The 16,282-nt window shown below is 66.3% G+C and carries 12 protein-coding genes and 5 pseudogenes; 11 read left to right on the forward strand and 6 right to left on the reverse strand.

Annotation, left to right across the window (positions count from 1 at the left end; all coding sequences use genetic code 11):
* The first annotated feature begins 74 nt into the window (after window positions 1-74).
* The 5 genes and pseudogenes from STROP_RS08360 (at window position 75) to STROP_RS23270 (ending at window position 3,505) form a co-directional block, all read left to right on the forward strand.
* Window positions 75-1,685, forward strand: a complete 1,611-nt coding sequence (locus STROP_RS08360; RefSeq protein WP_187151615.1) for an adenylate/guanylate cyclase domain-containing protein — start codon at window positions 75-77, stop codon at window positions 1,683-1,685.
* The gene (locus STROP_RS08365; protein WP_011905556.1) at window positions 1,682-2,353 is read left to right on the forward strand and encodes a Crp/Fnr family transcriptional regulator; all 672 of its coding nucleotides are present in this window, start codon (window positions 1,682-1,684) and stop codon (window positions 2,351-2,353) included. Before STROP_RS08360 ends, STROP_RS08365 begins: the two co-directional genes overlap by 4 nt.
* A 118-nt stretch (window positions 2,354-2,471) precedes the next feature.
* Window positions 2,472-2,698 (forward strand): annotated as a pseudogene (locus STROP_RS26435) (Hint domain-containing protein); the annotation flags it as partial.
* A gap of 6 nt (window positions 2,699-2,704) precedes the next feature.
* Complete coding sequence (locus STROP_RS23870) at window positions 2,705-3,013, forward strand: polymorphic toxin type 24 domain-containing protein (protein ID WP_476649548.1); 309 nt, start codon at window positions 2,705-2,707, stop codon at window positions 3,011-3,013.
* Window positions 3,014-3,076: 63 nt separating this feature from the next.
* The gene (locus tag STROP_RS23270; protein ID WP_050764988.1) at window positions 3,077-3,505 is read left to right on the forward strand and encodes a hypothetical protein; all 429 of its coding nucleotides are present in this window, start codon (window positions 3,077-3,079) and stop codon (window positions 3,503-3,505) included.
* Window positions 3,506-4,116: 611 nt separating this feature from the next.
* On the opposite strand, the gene STROP_RS08375 is transcribed toward STROP_RS23270, so the two are convergent.
* Window positions 4,117-4,434 carry a helix-turn-helix domain-containing protein gene (locus STROP_RS08375; protein WP_018735705.1) on the reverse strand — a complete coding sequence of 106 codons (318 nt, stop codon included), beginning with the start codon at window positions 4,432-4,434 and terminating at the stop codon, window positions 4,117-4,119.
* Window positions 4,431-4,794: pseudogene (locus STROP_RS08380) on the reverse strand (type II toxin-antitoxin system RelE/ParE family toxin). The gene STROP_RS08375 and the pseudogene STROP_RS08380 overlap by 4 nt, the downstream one beginning before the upstream one ends.
* 733 nt (window positions 4,795-5,527) lie before the next feature.
* Between STROP_RS08380 and STROP_RS08385 the strand changes: the two are divergent.
* A complete protein-coding gene (locus STROP_RS08385) occupies window positions 5,528-5,896 on the forward strand; it encodes a hypothetical protein (protein ID WP_028564529.1) in 369 nt (122 codons plus the stop codon).
* Window positions 5,897-6,424: 528 nt separating this feature from the next.
* Here STROP_RS08385 and STROP_RS26350 read toward each other — a convergent pair.
* The 4 genes and pseudogenes from STROP_RS26350 to STROP_RS26000 form a co-directional block, all read right to left on the reverse strand.
* A pseudogene (locus tag STROP_RS26350) lies at window positions 6,425-6,739 on the reverse strand (transposase); the annotation flags it as partial.
* A 60-nt stretch (window positions 6,740-6,799) separates the two neighbouring features.
* Window positions 6,800-7,402, reverse strand: a pseudogene (locus STROP_RS26355) (IS110 family transposase); the annotation flags it as partial.
* Window positions 7,399-8,181, reverse strand: a pseudogene (locus STROP_RS08395) (transposase family protein). The pseudogenes STROP_RS08395 and STROP_RS26355, both read right to left, overlap by 4 nt.
* Before the next feature lie 122 nt (window positions 8,182-8,303).
* Window positions 8,304-8,435, reverse strand: coding sequence for a hypothetical protein (locus STROP_RS26000; RefSeq protein WP_018830409.1), 132 nt, complete (start codon window positions 8,433-8,435; stop codon window positions 8,304-8,306).
* A gap of 481 nt (window positions 8,436-8,916) precedes the next feature.
* Here STROP_RS26000 and STROP_RS08400 point away from each other — a divergent pair, with 481 nt between their 5' ends.
* From STROP_RS08400 to STROP_RS08420, 5 genes are all read left to right on the forward strand, one after another.
* Window positions 8,917-10,509, forward strand: coding sequence for a GGDEF domain-containing protein (locus STROP_RS08400; protein ID WP_011905560.1), 1,593 nt, complete (start codon window positions 8,917-8,919; stop codon window positions 10,507-10,509).
* A 103-nt stretch (window positions 10,510-10,612) separates the two neighbouring features.
* A complete protein-coding gene (gene nhaA / locus STROP_RS08405; protein ID WP_011905561.1) occupies window positions 10,613-12,571 on the forward strand; it encodes a Na+/H+ antiporter NhaA in 1,959 nt (652 codons plus the stop codon).
* Between the two features lie 112 nt (window positions 12,572-12,683).
* Window positions 12,684-12,989: a hypothetical protein gene (locus STROP_RS08410; protein ID WP_011905562.1), complete on the forward strand. Its 306-nt coding sequence runs from the start codon at window positions 12,684-12,686 to the stop codon at window positions 12,987-12,989.
* A gap of 201 nt (window positions 12,990-13,190) precedes the next feature.
* Entirely contained in the window at window positions 13,191-14,636 is a 1,446-nt protein-coding gene (locus STROP_RS08415) for a glucose-6-phosphate dehydrogenase (RefSeq protein WP_043535279.1), read from the forward strand.
* A gap of 105 nt (window positions 14,637-14,741) precedes the next feature.
* A complete protein-coding gene (locus STROP_RS08420) occupies window positions 14,742-16,274 on the forward strand; it encodes an ABC transporter substrate-binding protein (protein WP_011905564.1) in 1,533 nt (510 codons plus the stop codon).
* Window positions 16,275-16,282: the final 8 nt, after the last annotated feature.

Below are 16,282 nucleotides of genomic sequence, written 5' to 3' on the forward strand. Positions count from 1 at the left end.
GTCGCGCGCAGCCGGCCCGTCGTCGAGAGCGCCGGATCGCGGTACCGGTGCGGAGTCTGGTCTGGGCGATCCACATGGCGATGCCGCTTTTGGGGTTGTGGCTGCTGCTGGCCCGTCCGCAGGCCGACCTGCACTGGCACGATCCGTTAGCTCACTTCTATCTGATCGCCGCGGTGGCGCTGGTGAACCTGGTGATTGGCGCCCTGATCAGTGCGGCTTCCCATCGCCGACACGACGCCCGACTGTTTCTCGTCTCGTTGGCGTTCCTGGCGAGCGCCGGGTTCCTCATGCTGCACGCACTGGCCACTCCGCAGGTGCTCGTCGACCATCCGAATCTCGGGTTCGAGTTGGCGCAGCCGGTGGGGCTGGCCTTCGCCGCTGTGTTCGCGGTGGCCTCCTCACTGCCTTTGGATGGTCGGCGAGGTACGGCGATCCTGCGATCGCGGCACATCTTCTGGAGTGAGCTGGCGGCGGTCCTTGCCCTGTGGGCTGTGGTGTCATTGCTGGATATGCCGCCATTGTCGGATCAGCCGGACCCGGCCGTGGAGGACGCGTGGCTTGTCTGGTTGGCGCCGGTGTCGGTGGCGCTGCTGGTGGTCGCCGCGGTGCGGTACTTCCGGTTGTACCGGCGTCAGCCGTCGGCCATGTTGATCAGTGTTATCACGGCATTCGTGTTGCTGGCTGAGGCGATGGTGACGGTGGTGCTGGCCGACAAGTGGGCGTTGTCGTGGTGGGAGTGGCATGTGCTGCTGGCGCTGGCGTTCGGCTTTGTCGGCTACAGCGCGTTCGTGCAGTACCGTCGTGAGGGGTCATCCGCGGGGTTGTTCGACGGGTTGGCGTTGGACCAGACCATCAGGGCGGTTCGGGCTGAGTACAGTGCGGCGTTGGAGGAACTGGTGTCCGCGCTGGCCGAGCGGGAACGCGATGGTACTGGTGATGTCGCGCGGGTCGCGGCGGGTCTGGGGGAACGGTTCGGGCTTACCGAACGGCAGACCGCGGTCCTGGAACGCGCCGCGCAGGCGTTGTCGGCGGAGCGGGAGGTCAGCCGACGGCTGGGCACCCTGTTTCGGCACTACCTGTCGCCGGATGTCGCGGCCGCGTTGATCGCCGACCCGGACCAGGCGGCGTTGGGAGGTTCGGTCGTCGAGGTGACGGCCCTGTTCGCTGACCTACGCGGGTTCACCACGTTCTCCGAGGCGGTGGAGCCCGCGGAGATCGTGACGATGCTCAACCGCTATCACGGGGTAGCGGTTCCCTGCATCCTCGACAACGGCGGCACCGTGGTGCAGTTTGTCGGTGACGCACTACTGGCCCTGTTCAACGCTCCGGCCCGGCAGCCGGACCACGCGCTACGGGCAGTACGCGCGGCCACCCAGATGCGGCACGCCGTCAACGAGATCGCCACCGGCCACCCCGACTGGCCCCGGTTCCGTATTGGGGTGAACACCGGCCCGGCACTGGTCGGCAACATCGGCAGCGACCACCTACGTGGCTTCAACGCGATGGGTGACGCGGTCAACGTAGCCGCTCGACTGCAAGCCATGGCCGACCCCGGCCAGATCGTCATCGGCGACTCCACCTGGCAATCCACGAACACACGGATCCCGGTCGAGCCACTCGGGGACCTCACCGTCAAAGGACGAATCGGTTTGGTCCGAGCCTACGCGGTGCGAGTGCAACAGTGAACGAATTCTGGAGCACCCTCACCGACAGCGAACGCGACGCCTTCCGCCGGCGAGCCACCACCCGCCACTGGCGACGCGGCGACGTACTGTTCCACGAAGCCGACCAGTCGGGATGGGTCGCGGCCCTCGTCACCGGCCGGGTAAAAGCCTCCTGCCACAGCGCCTCCGGCGCCGAAATCCTGCTCGCCGTACGCGGACCCGAAGCGCTACTCGGCGAGATGTCCGCAGTGGACCGTCTACCGCGCTCGGCAACAGTACAGGCATTGGACCCCGTCACCGCACTCGTGATGCCAGCAGCCGGATTCCAGGAGTACCTACAACAACAGGGCCGGGTCGCCTTCCAACTCATGCGATTGCTCGCGGAACGGTTGCGTGACGCCGACCGCAAACGGATCGAATTCGGCGCCCAGGACAGTACCGGTCGGGTGGCGGCCCGTCTGGTGGAACTGGCCGAACGGTTCGGCACGCCGGTGGACAACGGCATCCACGTCGCTGTCCGGCTGTCCCAGGACGAGCTGGCCGGCTGGATCGGTGCGTCACGAGAGGCCGTCACCAAGTCCCTGCGCGTGCTACGCGACTCGGGCTGGGTGCGTACCAGCCGCCTGTCGGTCGTGGTGCTCGACCTCGACGCGCTACGGCGGCGCGCAGACGGAGGCGCGCCGGACTGACCCCTGCATCTCAGGCGGCTGACTCTCGAACAGTTTGATGTGGCTCCGCCCATACAGGATTGAGGACGGGTGTATCTAGGAGCTTCTGCTCTGAGGGGCGCTAGTTGGACATGACTCTGCCGGCGTTGCCAGCGTCCTACTAGCCGACGAAAGTACCAAGTCGATCAAAGACATCAACGTTGGTGATATGGTGTGGGCCACCGACCCATAAACTGGTGAGGAAGAACCGCGGGAGGCGCCGCCTACCAGGCGACTGCCACGGTTCAAAGCCTCACCGTCGCCGACATCCACACGTACTATGTGCTCGCCGGCAACACCCCGGTCCTCGTCCACAACGAGGGTGGCGACAGCTTGAACCCGTGGAGCAATTCGCAGGAATGGACACAAGGTCGCGTACCTACAAGTGGCGGCCCTGAGAACGGTGTCCTCTATCGGCGAGGGGCTGGCGGCGCTATTGTCGACTGGGGTGTGTATAACGAGAGGGGGAACCTTCGGTATCGGGTAGATCTTTTCGGTGCCGCACATGGCGGTGTAGAGACTCCTCATTGGCAGCCTTATCGCGAAAACACAAATCCGAAGACCGGAAAGGTATTTGTACAGGAAGCGGGTGAAGCGTTTTCGGGTGCAGGCCCAGTGGGAGAACCGCCCTGTGGTTTCTGATAAGCAATTCCTTCGGTTTTTTCGATTTGAATGGGAATCCGCCACGGATTGTGGAGTAGCGAAATGACTGATGTAGACGACCTCCTTCTGCTAGCTGAGTCGCAGTCCTGGCAGGACCGTAGTCGGGCTGGCCAGGGGCTTGTCGCTCGCATCGGGGAGCCTATGGTTGATGCAGTTGTCCTTCAGTTGGTATTGGATCCGAAGGACACCGCTGTAACCACCGCCACGGCCGACGCGCTTTTGGGTCGGGGGGATCTCGCGTCTTGGCGGATATTTGCGCGCGCATGGACGGTAGCTGCGAAAATGCCGACTGAAACAAATCATATAGATCATCTCGTCAGTTGCTTGAATGGCGCCATGTATACCGCGAGCATGAATTCCGAGACGGCCGATACCATGATGGAGATCGTAGGACAGCTCTCCGCCGACGAAGATGAGACGGTGAAGCCCGCGGCAGAAGAGCTTCGCAATTTGGTATCCGAAGGGCTGTGATCGCAAGTATTAGGCACATAGGTAGGGACGGGAGCTTGCCTGTGTCGGTCTTTCCCGATGAGATTGGTGGGGATGCTGCTACGTGACCGTCCGGAGGTTACTGTTGACGATCACTGTGCGTGACGGTGGGGTGTCGAGGTCTGCCGTGGTCTGTTCGGGTTGCCGTCACGGTTGCCGTCAAGATTTGCCTCGCATCTTTAGACGTCGATTGGTACCCACCGGTCCGGTTGCAGGTCGGCCGTAGGTGATGGGATCTTCGGTGGCGTGCCGCGTAGCGGTTCGGCGTCGATCGCCGGTTGCTGGCCGTTGGTTGACCCGCGAAGCGATCGTCACGGCCCTGCGTCGCCGCAGATGGCCGCGTGTTGATGGGCGGTTCGGTGTTGGTGGGCGTGCACGCGGGGCCGTAGGCCTTGAGCGCGTGCGCGCGGCCCGGCTTCGGCCGGGCCGTTCTTGATACCTGTAGAGCAGTTTTGAGCCAGTCGGATCTTGGGCGAGGGCCTTGGTCCGGCTGTGCTTCGGGTGCGGTTGCGGCTGCTGCGGGAGCGTTTGGCGGCGCTGGCGTCCAGTCTTCGTCGCTGGGAACGCCGTCGGATCTTGGTGTGTGGGTTGGGCTATGCGATGGCGGCGATGTTGCCGTCGTCGAAGTAGATGGCTTGGTGGAGGCGTCCGCCGAGGGCGGTGGCGTATCGGGCGACGATGTCTTGGCCGGAGATCTTGCCTTGTTCGATCTGGGAGATGCGGCCTTTGGTGACGCCCATGCGGTCGGCGACCTGCTGTTGGGTCAGGCCGCGAGTGCGGCGTACTTCGGCGAGTCGGTGTCCGACGACGGTGGCGAGGAGTTTCTGTTTGCCGTCTTCGACGGCTTGTTCGCCGCCGGCGCGTTCGACGTGGGTGGTGCGGATGTCGCTCCAGCGTGTGTAGCTGTTCATGGTTGTCGGTCCTCCTTGGCGCGTTCCTTGAGGTAGATCTCGTAGCGTTGCTCGGCCAGGGGGATCGCTTGGGGTGTACCACTGTTGCCATCGTCCAGCTTTGTCTCCGGCGACGAGCAGGATGCTGGAGCGCCACGGGTCAAAGGCGAACAGGATGCGGACGGTGGCGGGGCGTAGCTCTTTGAGGTTAGCGAGGGCCGAGCCGTGGATCGTGTCGACCAGTGGCCGGCCGAGTCCTGGGCCGGCTTCGGCGAGTAGGTCGATGGCTTGCACGACACGGGCGTGGGTGAGGGGATCGAGGCCGTCCATCCACTCCTGTACCTCGTTGACGAGGTAGATCTCCCACTCGTCGGGGGCCATCCCCGGAGTATAGCGGACGCTATACCAGGCGTACTGGTGAGAGCGGGATGTGTTCGGCCTGGCGGAGCCGAGAGGCCCTGGGCTGTCGGTGGCGGTCTCTCCGGGTTGCCGTCACCGTCGCCGTCAACACCGATGCATTTCGATGTGGCAAGTTGGCGCTACACATGAAAGGCCAGGTGAAACGCCATGAACACGTAAGTCACGCTACGTGACGGGCTAGAAATCCCACACGTACTATGTGGTAGCCGGTGCGACGCCAGTGCTGGTGCACAACTCCGACGGACTGTGCGGAACGAAAGCGCTTGCAGATGGGGATTGGCAACACATTGTCGATCGGCACCGGCCAGGTGGTGCTTTGGTGACGAACGATGCGGGAATCTTTAGCGGGAAGGCAAAGCTTGTTAAACAGCGGATCGCCGAAACTATCAACCGAGGAACACCGCGGGCGAATACGCCTGATCCCGTTACAGGTGCGCCACGGCCCGGCCAGGTGTATGAGTGGGACTTCGGTGTGCCCGTCGGACGAGCTGGGCCCGCCAATGGTGGCGGCGAGTTGACCGGTATCCGGGTTGTTGTTGACAACGGTAAAGTTGTGACGGCCTTCCCGTTCTAGGTTAATAGCTGTAAGCGAGGTAAAGTGATCACTTTGTCGATATCCCTTCCCGATCCAGGGTCGCCCTGGCTTAGGACCTGGGATGATGTTAGGGATAAAGACCCGGCCACCCTCAGTGAGATGGACCTCAGGTATAAGTACTTCGGAGTCGACTTTCGGCTTGCGGTAGGAGGAATTGAGATTACCCCCCAGGGACAGGTCGTTACGCTCGTCGATTTGATGTTCTCTCTTTTGTTTGCTTTGGAGCGCATTTCTTCAGGGCAAGACGGTGCCTTTGGCTTTACTGAGAACGATGACGTTATCCACTTGCGGCAAGAAAGCGATTCGGTGATAGTGAGCTCATCTAAGGGTTCCGTGGAGGGCTCGGTAAATCGCGAAGAGTTTCTGGGGGAGACTGTTCGATTCCTGAGCGAATGCTTCTCGCGCCTAGTGGCGGAAGTTCCTGAACTGTCCGTCAATCCGACTATTCAGCGGTTGCGTTTGGAATAGGGTCGCCGATTGGGCGCGTAGCTGGATAGGTCTCTCGCGACGGAGTGGTGCCACCACCTTGGGTGTTGGTGCCACTCCGTCGCGTGCTGAAGGTTGTAGTTGTGCGTCCCGGTTGATGTCAAGACTGATGTCAGATATTTAGGGTGACCGCAAATGTATCGATATAATTGTGATGGGCATCCCGGAAGTCGTGGGCGACTGGCGGGGACGTTGGGTGGTCGTGGTGTGTCCGATTCGGTGGGCGGCCTGCTCGTTGCCTCGGCGCGTAGCGTCGTGGCAACGATCCCCGGAACCCACTGCGGTGCTGATCCACTGAGGGGATCGCCACGGCTGTTGCCGCGCCGTGGTTGGTGTGATGCTTCTGGTGGTTCGTCGTCACGTAGACGCGGCGGGCGTAGGGGGAAGGGGTCGTTCTTATCCGGGGAGGTCTGTTCGGGTGCCGCCGCCGCTGGTGGGTGTTGAAGGGCGCGGACGTCTCCCCAGGTTGCCGTCACCGTCGCCGTCAACACCGAGATGCTTCTATAGTTGTCAAGTGGTGCTGGTGGCTGGGTGGGTGCCGTTCAGGGTGCGGAAGAGTTGCCGGCTGATGTAGCGCTTGAGGCTGTGCATGATCTCGCGTTTGGTGCGTCCTTCGCGGGTGCGGCGGGTCACGTAGTCGCGGGTGCGAGGGTCGTGGCCCATGCGGACCAGCGCGACGGTGTAGAGCGCTCGGTTGAGGCGTCGGTCGCCGCCGCGGTTGAGCCGGTAGTGGGTGGTATTGCCTGATGAAGCCGGTAGCGGTGACGCGCCGGCCAGGGCAGCGAACGCGGCTTCGGAGCGAACGCGGCCGGGGTGGGACCAGGCCAGTTCGTTGATGTCGAGGCTGCGAGCTGCTTGAGCCATCGCGACGGCGTCCACGGCGTCGCTCTTGCCACGGCGACGCCGGGTGGTGGCCGCAACGTCGGGGGCCTCGGCGACGGTCAAGCCTGTTGCAGAAAGCTGCTCGGTGAAGGTGGCGCCGTAGGAACCGGCGCTGTCGATGACGATCGGCGTCGGCGATTGGTGGGTGTGGCGTTCGATCCAGTCGACGGCACGGCGCAGCCCTGACGGGCTGGTCGGGAACTGAGCCTGCTGCCCGACCGCGCCGGTGCCAGCGGTGATCAAGGCGAGCGTGTGGGAGGCGGCGTGGGTGTCCGCACCGATGACGAAGTCGTACTGGTCTGCAACGATGGCCAATTGCGGCGTACTGCCTTCCCGGGAGACGTCGTGACGGCGTCGGCCCGGGCTGTGTGCTCTCGCGGCAGGACTGTGATGAGCCAGGTTCCGCTGCAACGGACCGGGCAAGCTTCTGATCAAGCCACCGAGAGGGACAGGGCCGGCGCCCGACCGCAGACCGGATGGGCAGATCTCACTGAGAGCACCTCGTGGGGCCACCATTTTCATGAGCCACACCCAGCCGCGATCATGACGCTGACCCTGCCAGCCAGCCCCAGGCCAGCCAACACCTACCTTCACAGCCGTTTTCATCCTGCGTAGCGGTTCGCTTCGACGTGGTGCAGGACGGGGATTGCTTGGACGATCGTGGTGGCTCGGTGTGGGCAGCAGCGCAGTTTGACCAGGATCTTCCAGGTCTTGAGGGTGGTGATCGCTCGTTCCTCGCGGGCGCGGATCTTCGCGTGGGCCCGGTTGACGGCCTTCTGCCGGCGTGACAGCTTCGGTCGGAAGCGGCGCCGTGTGAACGGCGTGCGCACGCTGCCGTGGGCGCCTTTATAGCCCTTGTCGGCGAAGGTCGTCACGTCCGCGCTGGTCAGGGCATCGATGATGCCATGATGGCGGGCGGCGGTCAGGTCGTGGGTCGCGCCGGGCAGGGCCGGTGAGGCCCACACGAGCCGGCCGGCGGCGTCCGCGATGACCTGCACGTTCACGCCGTGGCGTTTGTGCTTGCCGCTGTCGTAGGGCCTCTGCTCGGCAACCCGGTCGATCGAGATCAGCGTGCCGTCCAGGATCGCGTACGCCAGCAGCCGGATACGTCGCATCGCGGTGTCCAGGTCGTCGGTCGCCGCGCTGAGCAGGGCTATCGCCTCCTGGACGTAGCGCCAGGCGGTGGCAACGCCGATCTCGAAGCCAGCCGCGAGTCGGGTGTAGGTGTCGCCGTTGCGCAGATGAGCCAGAGCGAGCAGCGCCTGCCGGCCGGGGTCGAGGCGCCGTCACCGGGATCGGCGCTGCTTGCGGTGGGATCGGATGCGGTCGGCGAGGTGGTGCAGGGTGCGGCTGGACAATGCAATCGCGGCGGGGTAGGACAGCATGGCGAGGCTCCCGGTCGGGGCTTCGAGTCTTGGTCGACAGCTGTCCTACCTGGAGCCTCGCACCCAGCGATCACCGGGCCCGCCGCACCCGCCCTGAGCTGCAAGGTCAGCTTGGAAACGGCTCAGTTGGTGGCTCGTTCGCTGCCGACGGACCAGTAGGTGGAGCCGATGTCGACAAAGCGATGCAGGCGTCGCCACTGGTGGGCTGGTGCACCGGCCACTCGGTCGACATGGCCGAGGCTGTCCGTGGACACCTGGCCAGGCGAGGTGACCCCTCCCAGGCCGGTAGCCGAACTCGGGATCGTCAGGGTGGGCGTCGAACAGCGCGTCAGCCCGATACGCCGCCACCTCCTCGGCGCTGGTGACTGGTCGGGCCAGCCACCGGTAGTAGGGCTGACCAGCGATGTTCAATACCCGGCACGTCACCGCACCGGGGATTCCGTCGGCGGCCAGCTCGCTCACGAGCGGGTAGAGCCTCTTCCCGGCAGATGCGCCTGCGACAAGTAGGCAGCCGCCCGACGTCATACACCTTGTATGTGATTTGGTGTGGTTGCGGCTGGTGTGGGTGTGCTTGGCAGATGATGACGCCTTGTTGAGGCCGGGCACCGGGTGACGGGAATCCGACGTTGCTCGACCGCGAACCGGTCGCGCACGACGTCCAGGTCGACCGGACCATGGTTGCGGTGCCAATACGCGGTTGTTGCCGCTAGCATCGGGCTGTTCTGAGGAGACCGGATGGACGATGTCACCCTCCGGGCCCTGTGCCTCCTGGAGGAGGCACAGGCCGGCGGTGCGGCCCAGGTGCTGGCGGCCGCCGAGTTCGCGCTGCGGACACCGACCGGAGACATCTGCGACGGCCCGGCCGCGATGCACTTCGCGCGCGTTGTGGCGTTGACCCGACTGGGTGATCTGCGAGGTGCCGTCGGCGCAGCCGACCTGATGCTGTCCGCCGCGGACCGAGAGCACAGCGTCGGATGGCGTTCATGCGCGCTGTCGCTGCGCGCCATCAGGCGGCTGCGCCTCGGCGACCTGGACATCCGCGAGCACGACATCGTAGCGGTGCTCCGGGATCTGGTCACCGCGGAGACTGCCCTGCTCGCCGGCGAACCCGACCCCGTGATCGCGGGAAACGCCCACACCGGGATCGCTATCGGGTACGCGCAACTGCGCCTGTACGAGTTGGCCGAGCCGCAGTTCCAGGCGGCGTACGAGACCACCTGTCAGGCGTCGTACCCGGACAACGGCAACCGGGCGATGTGGCTGTGCAACCTCGCCGAAAGTAGCCTGACGTGGGCCCTGGAGCTGTACCAGGTCGGCCAGGTGGCGGAGGCGGAGCAGCACCTCACGGTGGCCGAGGAGCACGCGGTACGGGCGGCGGCGGAGGCCTCCGGGCCGAAGGCGGAGGTGTGGCGGCACCTCGGGCTGCTCTTCGCGGCGTCCGCGCGTGCCGAAGGCCGGGATCCGACCGGCGCGGCCGATGACATCCCTCGGTACATTGCCCAACTCCAGGCGTACGGCGTGCCAGAGCAGCAGGCGGAGGTGCTGTTGTGCCGACCCTTCCACGCGGTCGCACTCAACCGCTCCGGTCGCCTCGACGAAGCCCTGCACGTCATCGAGCAGGCCGTCGTCGACCTGTCGCCCGACGTCGCCTGGCTGGTGTCGGCGGCGTTGCACCGGACACACGCGGTGTTGCTGGCCAAGAATGGATCACGCGACGCCGGGCCGGGACTCACCTATGGTGACACGCTCGCGGAGCTGCTGTGGCGCCAACGGCACCGCTGGCTGCACGCGGCGGTGACGATGCAGTCGTACGACGTCCTGCGGTGGCAGCACGAGCAGGCCGAGCGGGCGGCACGGACCGACCCGTTGACCGGGGTGGCGAACCGGCGGGGGCTCGACAATTTCCTGCGGAAGCTGGCGGACCCGGACACCGCCGACGACGACCGGGTCGCGGTGCTCGCCCTGGACATTGACTGTTTTAAGCGGATCAACGACTCGCAGGGACACGCCGCCGGCGACGAGGTGCTGCGCGCGGTAGCACAGGCGCTGACGACCAGCGTCCGCAAGGGCGACTTCGTGGCCCGGCTGGGCGGTGACGAGTTCGTCGCCATCCTCCCCGGTGCCGACTGCGTGGCCGCTGAACAGGTTGCCCTTCGGGCTGTTGACGCCGTGAGCGGACTGACGCCGTGGCGGACGGGGGTCAGCGTCGGAGTCGCCAGCGGCGCCGCCCACTCGCTCGGGATGTCGCTGGCTGATGCCGACCGTGCGATGTACGCCGCGAAGCGGGCTGGCGGTAACCAGGTGAGCCGCGGTCACGTCGCGACCTGAGCTGGGCAGCGATTCCGGCCGCCTCGGGGCCACGTTGGCCCCACGGGCGCCGCGGCTGCCGATATCGGGGCCAGGCTCGAGTCAGTGAGGGGAGGATCCTCACGTGACGGGCGAAATTCCTCGTGGGCGGCGGTGGTCCGCCCGGACCACCAGGGCCAGCCGACTCAACTCCCCGCTACGGGCGTTCCTGCATACCGAGACCGGCAGTGCGCGGGTGCTGTTGGCCGCAGCGGTGGTCGCTCTCGCCTGGGTGAACCTCGACGAGTCGTCGTACGAGTCCCTGTGGGGCGCTGTCTTCTCCGTCCGGCTCGGCTCTTGGCAGGTCTCACACGATCTACGGTTTTGGGTCAACAGCGGCCTCATGACCTTCTTCTTCCTGGTAATCGGCCTGGAGGTGCGTCGCGACTTCGATCTGGGGGAACTGCGGGAACGGCGTAGGTTGATGCTGCCGCTGCTGGCGGGAATCGGCGGCATCCTGGCGCCGATCGCGATCTACCTGGCGTTCAACGCCGGGAAGCCGACGGCTGTGGGCTGGGGCGTGGTGATGGCGACGGACACGGCGCTCGCGTTGGGGATGCTCGCTGTCCTCGGCCCCCGCTTCTCAGACCGGTTGCGGAACTTCCTGCTGACCGTCGCCGTCGTGGACGACCTGATCGTGATCGTGGTACTGGCGATTGCCTACCCAGAGCACCCGTCGCCGATGGCGTTGTTCGTCGCGGCGGGCATCTTCGCGCTTGTCCTGCTTATCCGCGCCGCTGGCGTGCGGTGGGGGCCGGGGTACCTGCTGCTGGGGGTGGCGGCGTGGCTGGCGGTGTCGGAATCGGGGGTCGACCCAGTGGTGGTTGGTCTGGTGATGGGGCTGTTCACCTACGCCTACGTCCCGGCACGTACCGAACTACAGCGAGCGGCCGACCGGTTCCGGCTGTTCCGGGAGCAACCCAGCCCGCAACTAGCGCGCTCGGTCCGGGCCGGGCTCGCCTCGGCGTTGTCCCCGAACGACCGGTTGCAACACATCTACCACCCGTGGGCCAGCTATCTGATCGTGCCACTGTTCGCGCTAGCGAACGTCGGCGTGGTTGTTGACCGGGAGCTGCTGGCTCGTGCTGCTACGTCCCCGGTAACCCTCGGTGTCCTGTTCGCGTACGTGGTCGGCAAGCCGGCAGGAATCGTGATCGCCTCGATGCTGGTGCCCCGGCTCAGCCACAACCAATTCCGAGCACCGGTCGGCTGGGCCGCGATCATCGGGGTCGGCACCGTCTCCGGCATCGGGTTCACCATCGCGTTGCTGATCGCCACCCATGCCCTTCACGGGCCCGCCCTCGATGAGGCGAAGGTCGGCATTCTGGTAGCGACGGTCGGCGCCTCCCTCACCACCTGGCTGGTGTTCCGCCTCGCCGCCCGGCTCGCCCCGGCGCGGCGGGCCCGTGCGCTGCTGGGCGCCTCGGAGGGGATCATCGACCTGATGGTTCCGGTCGATCCGGATCGGGATCATGTCCGTGGTCCACGCGAGGCACCGGTGACAGTTGTGGAGTACGCCGACTTCGAGTGCCCGTACTGCGGGCAGGCCGAGCCGGCGGTCCGGGAACTGCTGGTCGACTACACCAGTGTCCGGTACGTCTGGCGGCACCTCCCCCTCACCGACGTGCACCCGTATGCCCAGATGGCCGCCGAGGCCGCTGAGGCAGCGGCGGAGCAGGGGGCGTTCTGGGAGATGCACGATCTGCTGCTGGCGCACCAGGACGAGCTGCGCCCCGCCGATCTGCTCCGGTACGCCGAACGACTCGACCTTGATCTGGATCGGTTCCGGGAACATCTCGCCGATCGTCGTGGTGCTGGCCGGATCGCCCAGGATGTTGACGCGGCCGACCTGAGTAGCGTCTCCGGTACGCCGACCTTCTTCGTCAACGGTCGCCGACACCACGGACCGTACAACATCGAGGCGCTCTCCGCAGCGGTCATGTCGGCGTTCGCCAGCGCGCGGCTTCGCCCCGAGGGCGGCCGGGAACCGGACCACCGGAGCGAGGCGGGATCGGAGCAGCCGGACGAGGAACCGGGGACCTGAGGGTTCCGGCCCGAGCGGAGGGACCGGGTGGGTTCCGACAACGCGGCGGAGGCGGACAGCGTGGGCGGTCGGGCGGAAGGTTTCTGGTCGGCCCGCCGGGGAAGCCAGCGGTATGGCCGAAACCTTCGCGGATCAGGATCTGGCGACCCTGCGGTCCATCGCGCGTGGCGCCGGGATAGCGGACACCGAACGCATGCCGCACGACGAGTTGGTCGAGATGCTACGTCGGGCCGGCTTGGCCGAACCGGACAGCGGTGCGGCCGACCAACCGACTCGAGACCCGGCCGGGCTCTCCGACATGCCCCGCAGTGATCTCACCCTGGGCGACGAGAGTACCGGTGGACGGGCCGCCGAGGAGTCGATCGGTGCTCGGCCAGGGGAGTCGGGCACCGAGATCCCCGACCGCAGCGAGCGCTGATTGCTGATCGCTGACTACGGGCGCATCCGCCCCCGGGAGTCGAACCAGCGGGTTCGGCTGCGGGGGCGGTGCATGATCCGATCCGACTACGCCCGGTTTCCGTGGTCGAGTCGGCGGACCGGCAGGAGTCCTCGGCGTACTGGCGGGCGGTCCGCGCCGAAGCGGGCGGTACCGACCGGTCCGGCAGGGCATGGTGGGGGTATGACGACCTCGCAGCCCGGCCCCGCTGGTCACTCCGCCGATCGGGGGGAACGCCGCCCCCAGACGTTGCTCGTGTTGGGTGCGACCGGTGATCTTGCCGACCGGCTGCTGCTGCCGGGCCTGGGCCGGCTGGTGGCTTCCGGTACCCGGCCACATCTCACCCTGCTCGGCAGCGGCATGGACAACTGGGATGACGAGCGCTGGCGCCGCCGGGTGACGGACGCCTTCGCCGGGGCGGGAGCGACCGGTCCCCGGGTCAAGGAGATGATCCGCACCACCTGCTATCTGCCAGCGGACGTGACGCGGGAGGAGGACCTACGCCGGCTGTTGGCGAACTGTCACGACCAACTCGTGATCTTCTTCGCGCTGCCGCCGGCGATCACCGCCCGGGCCGCTGCCGCGCTCACCCGGATCGGCCTGCCGCCGGGCACCCGGCTGATGTTGGAGAAGCCGTTCGGCACCGATGCCGTCTCGGCCCGCTCCCTGAATGATCTGCTGGCCCGGCTGGTGCCGGAGGAGCAGATCTACCGTATCGATCACTTCCTCGGCAAGTCCACGGTGATGAACATCCTTGGGCTGCGCTACGCCAACCGGATCTTCGAGCCGATCCTGAGCTCCGCGCACGTGGCCTGCGTGGACATCGTCTTCGACGAGACACTGGGCATAGCCGGCCGGGCCGGCTACTACGACGGTGCCGGCGCGCTCGTCGACATGATCCAGAGTCACCTGCTCCAGGTTCTCGCGTTGATCGCGATGGAACCACCGCCCACCCTCGCCGCCCAGGACCTGCGGGGCCGGAAGGCGCAGGTGCTGCGGGCCACCCGGGTGTGGGGCGACGATCCGGCGACCTGGAGCCGACGGGGTCGGTACGCGGCGGGCGAGATCAACGGGAAGCGGCTGCTCGGGTACGCCGACGAGTCCGGTGTTGATCCCAGCCGGGGCACCGAGACGTTCGCCGAGGTGGTGCTCAGCGTCGACACCTGGCGCTGGGCGGGCGTGCCGTTCCGGCTGCGTACCGGCAAGGGGCTCGCGGCTCGTCGCAAGGAGGCCGTGGTCACCTTCAAGCAGCCGCCCCGGGTGCCGTCCGGCCTGACCGGGTACGACCAGCCCGACCGGCTGCGGATCGGCTTCGGCCCGGACCGGCTCGGTCTCGACGTGAACATCAACGGCCCCGGGCACCCGCTGGAGCTGAGCCAGGTGCACCTGGTGGCCGACTTCGGCCCGGGGGAGCTGCCGCCGTACGGGGAGGTGCTCCGCGGTGCCTTCGACGGCGACCCGACACTGTCGGTCCGGGGGGATACCGCCGAGGACTGCTGGCGGATCATCGCGCCGGTGCTCGAGTGCTGGCGGGCGGGAGCGGTGCCGCTGCCGGAGTACCCGGCGGGTAGCTGTGGCCCGGAGGATTCCCTGTTGACCGCGGCACCGGGCACGGCAACCGACGGCTGACCCCGCGGGGAGTTGGTGTCCACCCAATTTTTTTGACATGGTCCGGCTCGAACGTGAGACTCACATGATCGTTCACTGTGCCGGGAAGAGTCCACAGGGGGGACCATGTCCAGCAAGAGATTCCGGGGGGCCGGTGTCGCGCTCGCTCTGACGTTCGGTCTGCTGGCAGGTTGCAGCGCCGGGGATGGTGTCGACGTCGACGGGGCGCAGGTCGGTGCCGGTGGGGTCCTCACCGCCGCGATCAGCGGGGAGCCGGATCAGCTGGATCCACATCAGACCTCGGCCTACCCCAGCTTCCAGGTGCTCGAAAATGTCTACGACACACTCGTCGAGCCGGACGCGAACCTGGCGATGAAGCCTTCCCTGGCGACCGAGTGGGACACCAGCGACGACCAACTGACCTGGACGTTCACCCTCCGGGAGGAGGTGACCTTCAGCGACGGGTCCCCGCTCACCGCCGAGGACGTGGTCTACTCGTTCAACCGGATCATCGACGAGGAGCTGAACGCCGCGTACCGGTTCGCCACCGTCGAGTCGGTGACCGCCCCGGATCCGGGCACCGTCGTCGTGAAGCTGACCGCGCCCACCCCGAACCTGCTGGCCAGCCTCGGAGGCTTCAAGGGGGTGGCGATCGTCAAGAAGTCCAACGTGGAATCCGGGGCGGTGAAGACGGAGCCGATCGGTAGCGGCCCGTTCGCTGTCTCCTCCTACAGCGCCGGGGACAGCATCAAGCTGGTGCGCAACGACAGCTACTGGGGCACGAAGCCCAAGCTGGGCGGAATCACCTTCACCTTCGTGCAGGATCCGACGGTGGCCCTGCAGAACCTGCGCAGCGGTGAGGTGCAGTGGACCGACAACCTGCCACCGCAGCAGGTGGCGGCGCTTCGTGAGGACGACGACCTCGTGGTGCGCTCCGCGGCGTCGAGTGACTACTGGTACCTGGCTCTCAACCAGGCGCGCAAGCCCTACGACGATGTCAACGTGCGCCGGGCGGTCGCCTTCGCGCTCGACCGGGCGGCGATCACCAAGGCCGCCAAGTTCGGGCTGGCGACGGTCAACCAGACCGCCATTCCGAAGGACAGCGCCTTCTACTACGACTACGCCCCGTACCAGCCGGACCTGGCGCAGGCGAAGCAGCTGCTGGCCGGGGCCGGTGTGACCGACTTGACCATGGACCTGATGGTCACCAACGAGTACCCGGAGACGGTGACCGCGGCGCAGGTCATCGCGGCGCAGCTCAAGGAGATCGGTATCACCGTGAAGATCCGTACGCTGGACTTCGCGCAGTGGCTCGACGAGCAGGGCAAGGGGAACTTCGACTCGTTCATGCTTGGTTGGCTGGGCAACATCGACCCCGACGAGTTCTACTACGCCCAGCACCACAGTGACGGCACCTTCAACTTCCATGGATACCGCAACCCGGCCGTGGACAACCTGCTCGACCAGGCCCGGACCGAGACTGACCAGGCCGCGCGGAAGCAGCAGTACGAGCAGGCGGCCAAGCAGATCGTCGACGATGCCAGCTACCTCTACCTCTACAACCCGGATGTGGTGCAGGGCTGGTCGTCGCAGGTCAGCGGCTATGAGGTCCGCGCCGACCGGGCGATCCGGTTCCGCGACGTCGCTCTTGCCGGGTGAGTAGGCGG

Origin of the sequence: Salinispora tropica CNB-440, from assembly GCF_000016425.1 — a bacterium.
Lineage (GTDB): Bacteria > Actinomycetota > Actinomycetes > Mycobacteriales > Micromonosporaceae > Micromonospora > Micromonospora tropica.